The 17,476-nt window shown below is 37.6% G+C and carries 8 protein-coding genes; 2 read left to right on the top strand and 6 right to left on the bottom strand.

Annotation, left to right across the window (positions count from 1 at the left end; all coding sequences use genetic code 11):
- Positions 1 to 58: 58 nt before the first annotated feature.
- The 5 genes from HEQ28_RS06605 to HEQ28_RS06625 all read right to left on the bottom strand — a co-directional run bounded on the left by HEQ28_RS06605 (position 59) and on the right by HEQ28_RS06625 (position 10,106).
- Entirely contained in the window at positions 59 to 3,232 is a 3,174-nt protein-coding gene (locus HEQ28_RS06605; protein WP_434504351.1) for a glycoside hydrolase family 2 TIM barrel-domain containing protein, read from the bottom strand.
- Between the two features lie 470 nt (positions 3,233 to 3,702).
- Positions 3,703 to 4,905: an alpha/beta hydrolase family protein gene (locus HEQ28_RS06610; protein WP_434504352.1), complete on the bottom strand. Its 1,203-nt coding sequence runs from the start codon at positions 4,903 to 4,905 to the stop codon at positions 3,703 to 3,705.
- A 287-nt stretch (positions 4,906 to 5,192) separates the two neighbouring features.
- Complete coding sequence (locus tag HEQ28_RS06615) at positions 5,193 to 5,858, bottom strand: YczE/YyaS/YitT family protein (RefSeq protein WP_434504353.1); 666 nt, start codon at positions 5,856 to 5,858, stop codon at positions 5,193 to 5,195.
- A 267-nt stretch (positions 5,859 to 6,125) separates the two neighbouring features.
- Positions 6,126 to 8,816, bottom strand: coding sequence for a TonB-dependent receptor (locus HEQ28_RS06620; protein ID WP_434504354.1), 2,691 nt, complete (start codon positions 8,814 to 8,816; stop codon positions 6,126 to 6,128).
- A gap of 6 nt (positions 8,817 to 8,822) precedes the next feature.
- Positions 8,823 to 10,106: a metallophosphoesterase family protein gene (locus HEQ28_RS06625; protein ID WP_434504355.1), complete on the bottom strand. Its 1,284-nt coding sequence runs from the start codon at positions 10,104 to 10,106 to the stop codon at positions 8,823 to 8,825.
- A gap of 242 nt (positions 10,107 to 10,348) precedes the next feature.
- Here HEQ28_RS06625 and HEQ28_RS06630 point away from each other — a divergent pair, with 242 nt between their 5' ends.
- Entirely contained in the window at positions 10,349 to 12,610 is a 2,262-nt protein-coding gene (locus HEQ28_RS06630) for a cation:proton antiporter (RefSeq protein WP_434504356.1), read from the top strand.
- A 281-nt stretch (positions 12,611 to 12,891) separates the two neighbouring features.
- Here the strand turns inward: HEQ28_RS06630 and HEQ28_RS06635 are convergent, their stop codons facing one another.
- Positions 12,892 to 15,288 carry a TonB-dependent receptor gene (locus HEQ28_RS06635; protein ID WP_434504357.1) on the bottom strand — a complete coding sequence of 799 codons (2,397 nt, stop codon included), beginning with the start codon at positions 15,286 to 15,288 and terminating at the stop codon, positions 12,892 to 12,894.
- 358 nt (positions 15,289 to 15,646) lie between these two features.
- Between HEQ28_RS06635 and hcp the strand changes: the two genes are divergently transcribed.
- On the top strand, positions 15,647 to 17,290 hold the full coding sequence (gene hcp / locus HEQ28_RS06640) for a hydroxylamine reductase (protein WP_434504358.1): 1,644 nt from the start codon (positions 15,647 to 15,649) through the stop codon (positions 17,288 to 17,290).
- Positions 17,291 to 17,476 lie beyond the last annotated feature (186 nt).

The following is a 17,476-nucleotide window of genomic DNA, read 5'->3' on the forward strand; positions in this document are numbered from 1 at the left end:
TACAAATGGCAGCACCTATATTGATGCTGCCATTTGTCATATTTACAAGTTAGCCTTGTTATTTCAGTAATTGCAATGTGTAGCTGAATTCTGTATTATCAGACCACACCATGTATTTATCCAAAGGACGAGGACCACATCCGTTAGAACCAACTCCCAGTGTTTTTGTAGCCAATGTAAATACAGTTGCTTCACTAGCAGGTAAATCTATCTTGTATTCTACATTCTGCATCTGTTCATCAGTGTAAGGTAAAGCAGAAACCTGCATCAAGTTACTATCTGATTTAAACATAACAGAAGGCATTCCGTTACCATTGAATCTAGCCCAGCGCACTTCCTCATGGTTACCATGCTCCATTGGCTTTTCATATTCATACTGATTGTTCACGTCAAGAGTGTAAAGACCAACATCAGATGAAGTCTTTCTGTCGGCGTAGTTCTCTATAGGACCACGACCAAAATAAGTCATGTGGTCAAACTTCTTATCAAATTCATAGCGCACTCCTATTCTTGCCAGATTAATGCACAAGCCAGTAAACTGAATCTTATTATCTACCTTCACATCGCCATCGCCATTAACAAGATAGGTAGCTGTGTGATATGCTCCAAAACCCTGTTTTCCTTCTGCCTTAACAGTCGAAATAATCTTAACAGAGTATTTGTCAACAGGCACAACTTTCATGTCTACCAACGAATATTTGAGACTGTCTACTCCAAAACGATTCCATTGACCATATGCCCACATATCATCATTTCTATGAGCGGCACGCCACAGATGAAGTTTGGGTTCACCATCTTTAGCTAAGATGTTTACGCCATTTTTCTCCACTTTACTAAGTAATCCGCTCTGCTTATCAAATGAAAGTGCAAAACTTTCTCCTGTTACATTTACAGATTTAGGATTCTGACTCACTTTAATAGGTATCTTTGAGTTGTTCTCAAATGCAGGAGGCGTATTCATCGGAAGTTTGAATTGTTCTGATGCTATCTCAAATCCTTTGTCTGCCCATATTGTTGCATCCTTAAGCTTATATGAAATTCGCAGGAAATACTCAGCATTAGGATTTATATTATCCAATTTATAGGGCACTCTCACGTATGCATCTCTTCTTGCATCAATATGTGGCAACTGCAATTTACCATTAGCTATTTCCTTTCCATTTTCAGATAAACTCCATGAAGCCTCTACTCCATCAAGAGAAATAAACTGATATTTATTTCTTATCCTTATCTGTCCAGATGTAGGCTCCAAGAAATCTGTACTAATCCATTGATATGCCTTCTTCATTTCTGGATAATGTGGTTTCACGTGAGTTCCTTCTGTTGCACGGTCATAAGAAACAACACCCTTATGAATGAAGTAGTGGTCGTTAGGGAATTCTCCAAAACCGCCTCCATAAGCTAATATTGGGTGGTTAGGGTCTCTCTTGTTCCACAAAGCCTGATCTTGATATTCCCATATTGCTCCACCTACAATCTCAGGGTTGTTATCAAACACCTCTGAGTATTCAGCAAGCGAACCCATTGAGTTAAACATTGCATGCGCATATTCGCAGATATAGAAAGGTTTTGTGAGACTCTTGTCGTGAGCAATTCTTGCAAAATCTTCTGGAGTACCATACATTCTTCCGTCTACATCAGCAGGGTTGTTAGCTCCAATTCCAAATCTCTCATAATGTACAAATCTTGTTGGGTCAATTTCTTTCACCTTCTTCATTGCAGCCACAAAGTTTGAGCCAACTCCTCCACATTCATTTCCAAGCGACCACATTAATATAGCTGGATGATTTTTAAAGTTCTCCACATTGGCAACATTACGGTCAATGATGGCAGATTTCATTGTTGGTTCTTCATCAAAACGATGGTCATATCCATGACATTCACAGTTAGCTTCAGCAACCAACCATATTCCCCACTCGTCGCATAATTCATACCATCGTGGATCGTCAGAGTAATGACAAGTACGCACATGATTACAGTTACCCTGCTTTATCACCTGCAAGTCACGTATCATCTGTTCTTCTGTTATTGCGTGACCTACGTCTGACCAATGTTCATGACGGTTCACACCTTTCAGCTTAATAGGAACACCATTTACGGTCATCACTCGTCCATTTATCTCAATCTTTCTGAATCCAACTTTTGATGAGATGATTTCGCCTTCAGTATCTGTCAAAACAAGTGTGTATAGGGTTGGAGTTTCTGCAGTCCACTTAGCAGGATTTTCAACGTTCAACTTCATGCTAAGCTGTTCTTCCTGCTTTGCCCCAAGTTCTTTTCCAGCAACGTTTCCTTTAGCTATTTCTGTTCCCGCCTTGTCATAGAGTGTAGCTGTGAGAATTTGTTTCTTCCCACCCTTTTCACCATAGTTCTTAATTTTAGCCATCACGTCAAGAGTAGCGTTTTTATACTCCTTATCCAAATCTGTCTTCACGAAGAAGTCACGAATATGCTGTTGTGGTGCACTCCAAAGAGATACATTTCTGAATATGCCATGCAAACGCCACATATCCTGATCCTCAAGCCATGTACCCGAACTATATTGATATACTTCTACTGCCATCATATTCTTTCCTGGCTTCACGTATTTTGTAAGATCAAACTCAGCCGCATTTCTGCTGTTCACGCTGTATCCAACCTTCTTACCGTTCACCCATATAAAGAAAGCGCAGTCAACTCCGTCAAAAGTTACGAAGATGCGTCTTCCTGTCCAGTTAGCAGGAACCTCAAAATCGCGTCTGTAGCTTCCTACAGGATTGCGTTCTTTGTAAGCTGTGAAATATTTGTCAGGCTCACTCATCACACGCGGAAAATCCTTTTTAATGGTATATCCATTATTTCTGTAAAAAGGAGTTCCATATCCCTGTACTTCCCAGTTTGAAGGAACTGGAATATCTTTCCATGAAGAAACGTCGTAATCCTCTTTATAAAAGTCTACAGGACGTTTCTCAGGACTAGCTACCCAATTAAACTTCCACAACCCATTAAGGTTACGATAGTAAGATGACGCGTGGCGATTAGCAGCCAATGCTTCCTGCAAATTACCATAAGGGATCAATGTTGCGTGATAAGGTTCTTTGTTTATTCCCAAACACTGTGGATCTTCAATTTCTGCAGGATAGTCCACTCCTGGTTTTAGTTCTGGCGGATTACCAGCGTGAGCTTCGCTTGCAAGCAATCCATTCATTGCGACCAATGATAGTATCGCAATTCTGATTTTAGATTTGATCATGATTTATTGATAATTTCTCTATTAATTAGATTATACTTTTTTCATGAATTATCATCGGCATAGGTATGTATGTCGTGGTTTTAGTTGCTTAATGAAAACATCATATTAAACAATATTTTTTCTTTGCAAAAAGATGTTTCTTAGCGGCAGTAAAAGTATATCATTTTTTTAACACTAACAAGAGAGCAAGCTATAAATATTATTAATATTGTTAAACAAATTATCATTATTGAAATCCCATAAACATCTCATTATAAGAGTTGTATCAGATGATGCGATTAAATAAATATCCTGATGATTACAAACCAGAATCAGAGCGTATTATGTAATTCGATAGAATCGAAAACATGTAATCTGATATACAAAATAAAAACAGATACTAAAGAAAAGAGGATATGCATTCACATATCCTCTTGTTTCATTATATCCCTACATAGAAAGGAATTGCAGCTAAATCATTTATTGGATTATTATTCTGGATAATACTTAAAGACATCGTCCATCCAGTCAAACATCACTTGATGGAATAGTTCGTGATTACCCTCTTGGCAATGCTCTTCTGCACCATCCTCTCTTGTGAATCTATACACTGTCTTTGGCGATTTAATTGAGTCTGTCAACTGTTGTAATTGGTCTTCAGACACAAAGTGATCAGCCTCGCCTATTGTCAGCAGAACAGGACATTTAATTTTATCTGCGATGCCACGTAGTGTGTAGTTTTTCATTTCCTCAAACACCTCATAGCGATGTTTTAATCCCATCACCCATATTCCATTGTTAATCATCCACCTCAAGCTAGGATTCTTCTCCTCAGCCATAGCCAACAATGCTTCTTTCTTCTCGTTAGGCATCGTTTCAAGCATCTTCAGCTGTGGGTTCTGATTTAGTGTAGACTCGTAAGTGTCATAGAATACGTTGAAAGTAACAACAGCCTTTATCCTATCGTCAAACGCTGCAGCTCTTGGAGCAAAATATCCACCAAGACTCATACCAAACAGAGCAACAGCATCCTTATCCACATCTGCACGCTTTGAAATAAAGTCTACTGCTGCTCCAACAGGCACTTCTGTGTCGTGTCGCATAATCAGGTTTTGAGTGCGTAAAGCCTGTCCCTGACCAGGAAGTTCAAATATAAGGCAATTATAACCTCTGTCTATTGCAGGAGCAGCAGCGCAGAAGTAAAGTTCCTGTAATGTAGAGTCATATCCACCTATCGCCATCAATGTAGGTTTTGGTTTCTTCGGATCATAGTTATGTGAACCAAAGAAATATCCTTTTAAATAAGTATTCTGATAAGGTATTTCCACTATTTCATAATGTGTTTTAAATAGCTTCATTGCCTTCTCAAATGTATCTACACTCTTTGTAAAGTTCTGCATTCTTCGAGGATCTGTTCCGTCAAGAAAGAATTCTGCTGTACGATAGTAATTATGTGCTCTCAGAAAAGCTTCTTTTGCACTAGTTTTATGCTTTCCCTCCAAACATTTCTCTGCTCTTGTAGCAGTCTTCTCTGCTGTTTTTGAAAACTCCTCATACCAGCTATTAAAGTCGCCTTCCTTTATGCGTGCTGCGGTAGCAAGTGCTTCACCAATACTTGCACCATGATAGCGAGAATAGCTTACGGCTCTCAATAATTCAAAAGAGAATGCCTGATCATTAAAATATAGTTTCATAGCGTTCCAAATTTTTATAATAATTATTTGATGTTATCTGAATCTGTTTTACACAATCTGTGATTGCAAATTAAGCACATAAATTCCACATTTGCATTTTTTATTAACATAATTTATGCATGATACTACGTAAAGAACATCGAATAAAACAAAAAGAACATCATCCAAAATAACAAACATTCTATAAGCTATAAAAATCTGATTATCGTCTTAGTTATCATCATAAAAAAGTCCCGAAAGATTATGTATTTCTTTCGGGACTTTATCATCTCATTATATTTTTATCACTACCGTGCTATATTGCGTATTTTATTGAAATTACGTCGCGTTAGCAGTTTCTGACTGATAAAAGTAACGATTGTTCCTGTGATGAGTGCTGCTATTACGGTGCCCTCTCTCACGCCCTGTATATGTTTAGACATCACAAGAGATGCCAATACAGCCAAAACAACTAAGAATATATCAAACTTGCGTTTAATTTTTCCAAATTCTTTATTATAACGATCAGCAGAGTATTTCACAAATCCCTCTGCACTCATCATCACTACATTTGGTTTTACCTCCAGCACAACAGCTGTTGACTGAACAACACAACCTATAAGCAAAAGTATGATTGAGGTAATATAGCTGTTTGGTGTAATGTTATTGCATAGATACATATTAAAGTCTATGAACACACCGAAAACAAATGAAAATGGCAACTGCATCAGTATCTCAAATATTTTCTTTCTTGAAGAGTTACCTCGTATAAGCCAAAACTGAGCCGCTATAAGAAATAAGTTTTGAATAAAGGTGCATGTACCAAGTGATAATGATGTGTTTAAGCTCACTACATAGTTTAAACTTGATATCGGAGTAGTGCCCAATGCTGAACGAATTATTAAAACTATACCTAAACTTAACAAATACAACCCTACGGTAAATATTAAATACCTTGCTAAAATTTTCTTCATTGTTATTATCCTTTACGGTATGCAAAGGTAACAAAAAACTTCGAAAAAACAATCATTTTAATCTTTGCTATTGCCGTTATATCGTTATATATCAATGTTTTCCCGCAAATCTCGCAGATTTACGCAGACAAATACAGTTGGAGTAATCTGCGAGAGACTATACAGTTCACGCTACTGCATTTAATCTGCGTAAATCTGCGCTATCTGCGGTAGAATAGGCGATTTATATTGCTGTGTTTCTCTACGAGATTAGCGGGAGACCATTTATTAAAACGATAATCGTAATTGCGCACCAAATACGCTTGGGCTACCAGCTATGAACGTTGGGAAGCCAATCTGATTACCACTATTGCCGGCATCAATAAGATATTTCTTGTTTAAAGCATTCTTGCCATATAAAGAGAAGTCGTACATGATATTCTTTATCTTTCTGCTTATTCCTAAATTCACGTTTACGATGCCGTAACCATCCTGAGTTAACTGTGGATCATTATCATCTTCAAAATATACTTTTGACTTATACACGTAGGATGGACGGAAATAGACGCGCGTGTTTCTGTCAATGTCATACCCAGCATTAACGCCAAATGAATAAGTAACCTTTGGGGTGAGTCTGAAACGATGTCCTGCATATTCCTGAGGGTTTCCATTTTCATCGTTATTATTAAACTTACCGTCAATATAGGCATAGTTAGCGAACAATGAAATGTGAGAGTCAAGAGCGTAGTTCAGTCCTACTTCCAAACCTAAGCAATGAGCTTTACCTGCATCATTAGCTGTGTAGACCTTGGCTAAAGAACCCGTTGCATCAGTTAACGTCATTGTCTGGAAATGTGACCAGTCATAATAGTATGCACTAAAATCATAGTTTAGCGTTTTATGAAGCAATGCGCCCTTCAATCCTACTTCATAACTGATAATGATTTCGGGCTTTAGACGACTGATATTATCGGCTGAATTATTAAAGGCTATAACTCCTGGTCGTCTACCTCTGGATACACTGACATAGGCATTGTTTCCTGAGAACAAATAATTAGCAACAACACGCCCTACCCACGAATAATAATCATCACTGGCATATACAGTTTTGTTTGTTGGCTGATATAGGATGCTGCCGAAAAGCGGATCGGGTTGCGTTTTAGATTCATAACCCGTACGCTGATGTTCATAGGTTCCTCTCAGTCCGGCTGTGAACGATAATCCTTTAGCAACATTAAGCGTTCCGTCAGCAAACACTTCGGCAGCCTGATTGATACCATAGTTTGTTCCCTCCTCATAATGAGAGGTGCTTAAAGGCAGAGCAGACGATGATTTAATGGTAGCCAAGATAGTTTGCCCCTGTGTGCCGAGTGAAGCTAACATATCATCAAGAGATATATTATAAGCTGCTAAAGCTGTTTTGACATCACCATAGAAGTCTGGAGTTGAAGTTAACTTGCTGGTTGTTGTGAGGTCATAAGACGAAGGAAACCATTTCTTTAGTAAGGTAGACATCATTTGAGAGACAGCAGGCTGATAGGCAGCAGGTAGCATGGTCGGCAACATGTCAGCAAGTTTGGTAATCTGTGGCTGCACCTTAGCGGCAAAAGCCTTATAAGCATAAGCAGGATATAATGACTGAAGATTACTGCGCACAACAGCCTGTTGATTAGAATTCTCATAAAAGTAACTAGCTCCTACAAAGCCATTGAAGTTACCCTTGTTATAATTCAGTCGCATTTCATGGCTGAACTGAATGCCTTTTTCATTCTCTTCGCAATCAAGAAGCGGAAGATATGTTCCGTCAGCATCAAAGTTTTCGTTTGACTTAAAGGCTCTGAAGCCTGTTGTCGTGGAAAGATGCAGATTACTGTTGTAGTCATGATTAGACAGAAGTGTGGCTCCACCAACATGTCGTTTAATACCCAGACGTTTACCTTCTTCAAGACTTGCAGCAGTAAATGGACTTACATCACCACCGACTGGAGCAAGGCTATTGCTTTTAAATGATGTGCCAGGATAATCATCGTATTGATAATTCAATATCAAATCGAAATAGGTGTTATCATCCGTAAACAAGCGTGTGGAATTTCGTAATGCTAACGCACTCTTTCCATTCAAGCTACCTCCTGATAAATTCTTAATAAAGCCATCGTGAGCATCGTAGGAAAATGAAAAGCGATTGGATAATTTATCTTTTATGACAGGGGTATTGATGAAACCAGAAACACCACGTTGGTTATGAGTGCCATAATTAAGAGAGAACTCACCCGTGAGATAGTTGACAGGTTTATGAGTGATGAAATGCATTGCGCCGATTTCAGCTCCACGACCAAAGAGAGTTCCCTGCGGTCCCTTAACAACTTCGACACGTTCCATATCGAAAAGTTCTACAACAGAGGCTCTTGAACGCGACATAGGAACACCATCCTGAAAGACAGATATTCGTGGCTGCGAATAAGATGCACCATCGTCTGAGGTTACACCACGGATAACATAGCCTGGATTATTAGGACTTTGCAACTGTACTTGTAATCCAGGAATATACTGAGCCATCTCGTCCATCTGCTTCACATTCAACATCTGCAGACTTTGACCCGACAATGCACTCACTGCAACAGGAACATCAACAGCCGACTGATTTCTTTTCTGAGTGGTTACCACAACTTCGTCAAGGAGTTTATGATCCTGACTCATCACGACTTTCATATTATCCGCGATATTTAATCGTTGGCGCTTATAGCCGATATAAGAAAACTGCAGTTCTCCCCTACTGATAGATGAGGGTAAAGAAAAGACTCCTGAAGCATTTGTAACAACAGAGAAATTTGAACCCATCAGCGATATCACTACGCCAGGCAAAGGCTGTCCGTTATCATCAACAACAATACCCTTGTTCACGTTATCGACCGCACCAAAAGAAAGTGCAGAAAAGGCGATAAGTGACAAACTGAAAAACAATCTTTTAAACATTTTCATTTCATTCTATTTTATATCTATACTGAAATCATTATCAGCTGGCGCAGTGTCGTTGCCAATAGCCTTTGATACTCGTCTAAAAATGATGCTCCATTTAAATGAGTAAGACTTTCTGATCATATTTGCAATCTGAATTCGCTGTGCTTCTTCGGCATCGGTTATCTTCTCGTCACCAGCATAATTCTTAATCATCATATCAGAGAGGAAGTCGATTGCTTTAGTTCTTACGCTATCGGGCATCTGAGTAGGAATAACTTTCTGCAAGAATGTGTTGAAACCTCTTGTTTCATAGCTCTTAGAATAATCCTTAAAACTGATGTTACCAGAATAACCTTTGATCGTACGAATATGATGTGTTGTGATTTTCATTTTATCGCCTTGTAACGTGATTAATCTATATGGCGAAGGATAACTGACCAAAGAACCCGTTTCAACATCATACACGCCCTTATATTGGGTGATATCCTGTGCATGGGAATGTCCTGTGAGCATGACTCGTAAGCCAGCTTTATACATCATAGAAGCTATTGACCGACTATTCTCTATTACATAGCCAGGTATCATCTTATTCTGATACTCCCAATGTTGGAGTAAGCCATGATGCATCATTCCGATAACGGTGACACCTTGCTTCTTAGCATTAGCCAACTGCTCTTTAATAAATAATAAGGTGGCAGGTCTTAGTCTTCCTGGAGTGACACAGATATCTTTATTAAAATCATTCTGATCTGATTCGGTGGCATCTAAAGCAAGAACACGCAGCGTTGGAGTAAGTTGATACACATAAGAAAGAGAAGCCGTGTCACGAGCGATAGCGTTGCCATAGCCATAATCTTTATACATCTGTGCAAATTCAGAACGCGAAACGGTAGCTACTCTTGTTTTACGAGCACCGTCATAGGCAACAGCGTGAGGATTGTTTACATCGTGATTACCAGGAACAACAAGTATGGTGATGCCTGCATTTCTTAGTCGGCTCAAACAATTATCAATTAAATAGCGATGAGATACCAACTCACCATCCTTTGTTAAATCACCCGGTATGAGCAGATACTTAACAGAGGAATTAAGAATGCTATCAGTAAATGCACTTAATAAAGATGTAGACTCACGAAGCATTTTCCTATCTTGGCTTATATAGTCGGAAAAAGCCTTTCCATCTTCCCGTAGAAGAGAGGGGTCCATTACGTGTACGTCTGAAACGACGGCAATCTGCACTTGAGCCACTGATGATGGCGCTACTAACAATAAAGACATAATACATGTCCAAATCTTTTTGATTATTTCCATTTTCCATATTTTAGTACAATGCAAAAATAAATACATAGAATTACAAAAGGATTTAAAACACATTTAGATTATATTAAATAATGATTTAACACAAATAATGATTAGATTAATAGAAAGAGCCACATATATAACTACATATACTACTAAATTATTAAAAATAAATAAAAACAAACTAATTATCAATTCATTACAAATGATAAAACTGGAAAAAGAGTACTTTTGCAGTATAATTATTAATGACTATGAAGAAATCAACAAAGAACAATTACATTTATATCCTAATGATAACTGTATTCAGCTTGTTAATTTATATCTCATTAAAAAGCGGAATAGGACTTCATAAGATTGGATCACAAGTAGCAATAAGTGATAACAGCGGATCATTAGGCATGTTCTCAAGCATGATAAAGAATAATCTGGCAGAGCCACTTATGACTCTGCTGATGCAAATAATCATCATATTATTATCATGCAAAATATTCTCTTCAATATTTAATTATATAGGGCAACCAGGTGTACTTGGTGAAATAATTGCAGGTATCATTCTTGGTCCATCATTACTAGGTCATTACTTTCCAGATGCATTTAACTTTATATTCACAAAAGGCTCATTAGAAAACATATATTTAATAAGTCAGATAGGACTAATCCTATTCATGTTTGTTATTGGACTGGAAGTTGATTTTAAAGTTCTTAAAAACAAATTTAACGAGACTCTGGTTATCAGTCATGCAGGAATTCTAGTACCCTTTTTCCTTGGTATCATTGCATCATTCTACATATACGAGAAATACGCTTCACAACAAACATCATTCTTGGCATTTGCCTTATTCATTGGCATATCAATGAGTATAACGGCTTTCCCTGTTTTGGCGAGGATTGTACAGGAAAGGAATTTGGCAAAGACGCCATTAGGAGTGCTATCAATAGCTTCGGCAGCAAACGATGACGTAACGGCATGGTGCTTGCTTGCTATTGTGATAGCACTAACAAAGTCGGGATCATCAACTAGTGCCTTATTTACAGTAGGACTAACGATCATTTATATTCTATTTATGTTTTTATGCGTGCGACCGTTCTTCAGAAAAATAAGTCAGATACGTGCTAACAACGAAATTCTGAATAAAAGTCTAATCGCATTTATTTTTCTTACACTCATAATATCAGCATCTATAACAGAACTGATAGGAATACATGCCCTATTTGGAGGCTTCATTGCCGGAGTGGTAATGCCATCTAATCTTGGATTCCGCCATATCATGATGAACAAGGTGGAAGATGTTACATTAGCATTCTTCTTGCCACTATTCTTTGCCTATACTGGTTTGAACACTAATCTGCTATTAATAAACAGTTGGTCGATGGTAGGTATATGCGGACTACTTATCGTGATAGCTATTGCAGGTAAATTCGGAGGTTGCACAATAGCAGCAAAAGCTGTTGGTGAAACATGGCACGACAGTCTCACAATAGGTATGCTGATGAACACAAGAGGACTGATGGAACTTGTAGCTCTGAATATAGGATATGAGATGGGGGTTCTACCAAAGCCGATATATGCAGTGCTGATCATAATGGCTTTGGTAACTACATTTATGACGACACCTGCACTACATGTGATATCTAAGATATTTGAGAAGCAAAAGAGAACTGTGAGTGCAAAACGTCAAAAGATAATGCTGAGTTTCGGTCTGCCTAGCACTGGACCTAATCTTTTACGTGCAAGTAGATTGATTTTTGGTGAATCAATAAACCAAAAACAAATTACAGCAGCTCACTTTACTCAAGGTATGGATGTGAATATGATTACTGCCGAACATTATGAGAAAGACCGCTTTCTACCTATTGAGGAAGAAGCCATACAGCAGAATGCGAAGTTGACGAAGGTATACAAAGTAACAAAAAATATCATTAGCGAGATAGCCAGAATTACAAGAAACGAAAAAGTAGATTATCTTTTCATTGGCTCACAGCATAGTCTTAAAAATAATAACATAACTAAGACTGTAAAAAGCAGCTATCTAAACTCGTTGATTGACAAAATACAAGGCAAGTCCATAACTAGCTTGTTAAGTGATAAGACGAAGGAGATACTTAACAGGACAGAATGCACTGTATTCATACTAATATGTCCTAAAAGACTGGAAAGAATCACTCACTTATCTATCATCATAGATAGCGACAATGATTATAAGTTACTTGATTTAATTGATAATATGGCGGCATCGCTAACGTCAATACAAATTTATGCTTCCAGTAAGGTTGATAATGAAACTTATAACCATAAGATAAACAAGCTGCTTGAAAAAGATCCAAGTATGACTGATAAAATCATCATGCAAAGGTACAGCCAAATAAACAAGCTCATGATAAAGAATAAGGCGGACAAACTTGTTATATCAACTTATTCTAAGTATAAGGATATAATAGAACTATACAAGACTAAGAATGCCGCTCCAAATCTGCTGTGCGTTCGCTTTAAAGATTCAACATCTAAATTATAATGATTTGCCCCGATACTATTGTCAGTAATTAGTATCGGGGCATATTGTTTTTATAGACCACTTTATTCTGAAGAATCAAGCGACTTACTATTAATCAAGACAATAGTGACACGAAAAGAGCATTATTGCTGATTATATTCAGTTGGAAACTTCGACAATACACATTACGCAGAATGCGTTACACATTTTGTATTACACATTTTGCGTAATCAAAAAAATCATTATAGATGATAAAATGTTTTGTTGCGAGTGCCTAGGGAACATCAGCAGGAACTTGTTTCTTATAAACTAGCAACTTTAAAACCTACATAAAATGTACGCGGTAGTGTTGGACCATATATATATGCAGGATCTCGATTTATTCCTTTATCAAAATCGGATTGAAATGAATTGAATATGTTTTTCATTCCAACAAACCATTGCATATTAACTCCTGAACATAATTTCATATCATAATATAATTTTACTCCTGCATCAAAGAAAACATCTGAACGGTTAAGTGCTTCTGAATTATCTTTATAACCTTGATGATAAGGAATATACATTTTGCCAGTATAGTTTCCTGTAGCAGCCATACCAATGCGTGGTAATATTTTCCAATCTACAGTAAAAAAGCCATAGGAGTCTGGAGTACGATAAAAATCTTTTTTATTGAAATTGTCAGCCTGTACTTCATCATACTTGCTAGTCTGAACTGTAAATCCTGAATTCAACGATATATTTTTTGTTGGGAATAATTTAAGTTCAATATTTAATCCTTTTACTTTGGCTCCTTGTTTTGCATTAGTTCTAGTATAAGTTACAACTCCGTCATTATCCATTGGACCTACTATATTCTGAAAAGGATTTTCGAGCTTTGTATAAAATCCCTCAATCAGAAGACTGGTATACACTCCTCCTATATTCTTATTAAAATCTAGCGACAAAGTCATGCTATTACTATTCTCTTGTTTCAAGTTAGGATCATTTTTATGAATAACCTGTATTGCACCAGAAGTATTTACATGGAGATCTTCATCAAACACCTGAGGAGCACGATAGCCTCTTGAATATCCTCCTCTGACTTGCAGATAAGGTGTGATATCATACATCAAATTCGCTCTAGGAATAAAAACATCACCAGATTTCTCTAACTTGGAATCATGAGCATCAGATATAGAATAGCGCTCTAAGCGAGCTCCGGCAAGCACCTTTAATCTGCCAATCTTAATTTCATACTGAGCAAAACCTCCTAGTGTTTGCAGGGACTGATCTGTAATAATGCGATTGCTTACATGACCTACTTCTATAATTTTATCGTCTTGCCCTGGTTGTCCTGCATTAGGATTATCAACAATAGTATAGGTAGGATAACCAAGTTTTTTGTCTACAAGATAATCACCCCTATTCTCAATGCCAATCATCAAAGAAGAGGATGTCATATTTAACTTATACTGTGCGCCAAGAGCGTAAGTTTTATCTTTTGTGTTACCATAATCTTTCAATGACTCATTGGCGCCATAATAAGAATCTCTTACTAAATATTGCCCCGAAGCATAGATTGACAACAAGTCACTTTCACGAAAATATTGATCAAAGCTTAATGCTAGATTCTTCATATCATGCTTCACTGATTCAGCAATATCTCTTTCGTGCAAAGGATAATCCTGTTTATCTCCTCCATTTCTCTCTTCCCTTATGTTAAAGAAATCAACCGAAATTTTACTTTTATAAGCTGGACGATAGAATAGCCGTGTACCAATAACAGTATTCTTCATTGGGGCTATCTCAGAATAGCCATCACCATTAGCATCAAACATGCTTCGTGTACGTGAATTACCATAAATAGCAATACCAGCAGTATGATCATCATTGACTAGTGACGTATTGAAATTGACATTATGATCGGCTGCAGGACCATTGGAACCACTGACTCCTGTTCCTATTAAAGAAACATTATAACCAGCCTCAAAGGAATTGTTTTTAGGGTCTTTCAGTATAAGATTGACAGTTCCTGCAATTGCATTAGATCCATAAAGAGCAGAACCTCCTCCACGAATAACCTCTAAGCGCTCAATCATGTTGGACGGAATTAATTCCAGACCATATACTCCAGCTAGGCCACTGAATATTGGTCGGCTGTTGATTAAGATCTGAGAATACGGTCCTTCCATACCATTCATACGAATTTGTGAGAAACCACAATTCTGGCAATCATTTTCAAAGCGTAGTCCTGTACAATAGTTAAGCCCCTCACCTAATACATTAGATTGAGTCGTTTCAAGTTGTTTTGTACTGATTGTACTCACAATGACTGAAGCATCTTTGCGTAACTCACTTGAACGACTTGAAGTTACAACAACCTCATTAAGATTCATGACATCTTCTTTGAGTGAAAAGTTTAACTCCTGAACTTTGTTTTTTACGACTGTCACTACTTTTTCTTCAGCTTTGTAACCTACACCACTTATAACAAGTTTATATGTGCCTTCCTTTAAGTTTTTAAAAAAATAAGATCCTGTAGCGTCTGTGACAGTAGCTACAGTTGTATTCTTTATACTGACATTAATTGACGGTAGGTTTTCTTTATTAAAATTTGTAATGTGGCCAAATATATTAGCATCAGCTGGTGTCTGAGTTTCTGCAGATAACTGAACTAATGACATTAAGCATAACAAAAGAAAAAATACTTTTTTCATATCTATTTTATTGAGTTTATAACTATATATATAATTAAATTTTGCAGTTGCAAAAGTATGATGAAAGTTTTAGTTGGACAATACCTAAAAATGGGGAATTATAATGATATCAAACAACAAGAAATATCGGTAATATATGAATAGTATTACTTTTATAGTATTAACAATCTAAGAGTAGATCTTTTTGGGGGGTGTATATTATCTTCATTCAAGTGTCTTTAACTTTTTTTATCATCGTCAAGTAACATATGTGACCACACATCTATTTTATAACAAATACATTTGCATCCGAAATCAAAAATATACCGTAAGGAGATATATTGACTATATAACATTATTAATATAAAAGAATATAATTATGGATGATAAAATGTTTTGTTACCAGTGTCAGGAAACAGCTAATGGAACTGGATGCGTGTTGAAGGGTGTTTGCGGAAAACAACCACAGACTTCTGAATATATGGATTTGTTACTATCTGTTGTTAGAGGTGTGGCAGTTGTTGACAGCGAACTACGCAAAACAGGTAAGACCACCTGTGACTGCGTGAACGACTTTGTTATTGATGCCCTTTTCTGCACAATCACTAATGCTAACTTTGATGACGACAGTATTGCTGCACGCATAGAGAAAGGTATTGAAATAAGAAACAAACTGATTGCAAAGGCTGACGGTATTGCGTTGCCTGATTATGAAGAACTGAAATGGAACGGCGACAAGAGTCAATATGATGAAGCATATAAAAAGGTTGGCGTGCTGAGAACAGAAAACGAAGACATCCGTTCATTGAAAGAACTAACTGTTTATGGACTTAAAGGACTTGCCGCATATTATGAACATGCGGCAAGACTTGGATACACTGATAAGGAACTGATTAACTTTACATGTGACGCACTTGCAACAATAGCAAACCCTAATGCCGGACAGGAAGAACTATTCAACCTTGTATTGGAAACTGGTAAAGCTGGAGTGAAAGCGATGGCTATGCTTGATGAAGCAAATACAAAGAGCTATGGAAATCCTGAAATAACAAAGGTGAACATCGGAGTTGGTAAGAACCCTGGTATACTGATCAGCGGTCACGACCTACACGATATTGAAGACTTACTGAAGCAGACTGAAGGTACAGGTATTGACGTGTATACTCACGGAGAAATGCTACCTGCACATTATTATCCACAACTGAAGAAATATAAGCATCTTGTAGGTAACTACGGAAACGCATGGTGGAAACAAAGAGAGGAATTCTCTAGTTTCAACGGTCCTGTTGTATTTACAACAAACTGTATCGTTCCACCTCTTGCAAACGCAAACTACAAGGAGCGCATGTTTACAATGAACAGTACCGGTTTCCCTGGATGCAAACACATAGAGACTGGAAGCGACGGACACAAGGACTTCACTGAAGTAATTAAAGCGGCTCGCCACTGCAACGCTCCTACAGAAATAGAACACGGAGAGATTTTGGGCGGATTCGCACACAATCAGGTGCTGGCACTTGCTGACAAAATCGTTGAAGCCGTAAAGAACGGAGATATCAAGAAGTTTATTGTTATGGCTGGCTGTGACGGACGAATGAAGAGCAGAAACTATTACACTGACTTCGCTAAGGCTTTGCCAAAAGACGCAGTGATACTTACTGCTGGATGTGCAAAATACAAATATAACAAACTTGAACTCGGCGACATCAACGGTATTCCAAGAGTGCTTGACGCAGGACAATGCAACGACAGTTACTCACTTGCCGTAATAGCAATGAAGCTACAAGAGGTATTTGGACTTGACGACATCAACAAGTTGCCGATAGCATACAACATCGCATGGTATGAGCAGAAGGCTGTAATTGTACTGCTAGCACTGCTCAGTCTGGGAGTGAAGAATATACATCTAGGTCCATCTCTACCTGCATTCCTTTCTGCCAACGTTGCGAAGGTGCTTGTTGAACAATTCGGAATTGCCGGAATAACAACAGTAGAAGACGATCTGAAAATATTTGGAATGTAATAGAGTTACGCTTTAGTTGACTCGTGAATAAAATAGTGTCCCCAAGTTGCACATCACTGTGAAGCTTGGGGACAAAGACTTTTTCTCAAAAAAAACTAATAACTAATCCTAATAATGTAAATCCTATCTCATAAAAAAAATTATAGTTCGTTTTATTATACCGCAAAGGTAGTTGTTTCTGCAATA

The organism is Prevotella sp., from assembly GCF_051059605.1.
In the GTDB taxonomy this organism is placed as follows: Bacteria; Bacteroidota; Bacteroidia; order Bacteroidales; family Bacteroidaceae; genus Prevotella.

What these genes read in the sequence shown, in the direction of transcription:
- HEQ28_RS06610 (WP_434504352.1), bottom strand. Translation starts at nt 4,905, where the DNA reads ATGAAACTATATTTTAATGATCAGGCATTCTCTTTTGAATTATTGAGA.
- HEQ28_RS06635 (WP_434504357.1), bottom strand. Translation starts at nt 15,288, where the DNA reads ATGAAAAAAGTATTTTTTCTTTTGTTATGCTTAATGTCATTAGTTCAG.
- HEQ28_RS06620 (WP_434504354.1), bottom strand. Translation starts at nt 8,816, where the DNA reads ATGAAAATGTTTAAAAGATTGTTTTTCAGTTTGTCACTTATCGCCTTT.
- HEQ28_RS06615 (WP_434504353.1), bottom strand. Translation starts at nt 5,858, where the DNA reads ATGAAGAAAATTTTAGCAAGGTATTTAATATTTACCGTAGGGTTGTAT.
- HEQ28_RS06605 (WP_434504351.1), bottom strand. Translation starts at nt 3,232, where the DNA reads ATGATCAAATCTAAAATCAGAATTGCGATACTATCATTGGTCGCAATG.
- hcp (WP_434504358.1), top strand. Translation starts at nt 15,647, where the DNA reads ATGGATGATAAAATGTTTTGTTACCAGTGTCAGGAAACAGCTAATGGA.
- HEQ28_RS06625 (WP_434504355.1), bottom strand. Translation starts at nt 10,106, where the DNA reads ATGGAAATAATCAAAAAGATTTGGACATGTATTATGTCTTTATTGTTA.
- HEQ28_RS06630 (WP_434504356.1), top strand. Translation starts at nt 10,349, where the DNA reads ATGAAGAAATCAACAAAGAACAATTACATTTATATCCTAATGATAACT.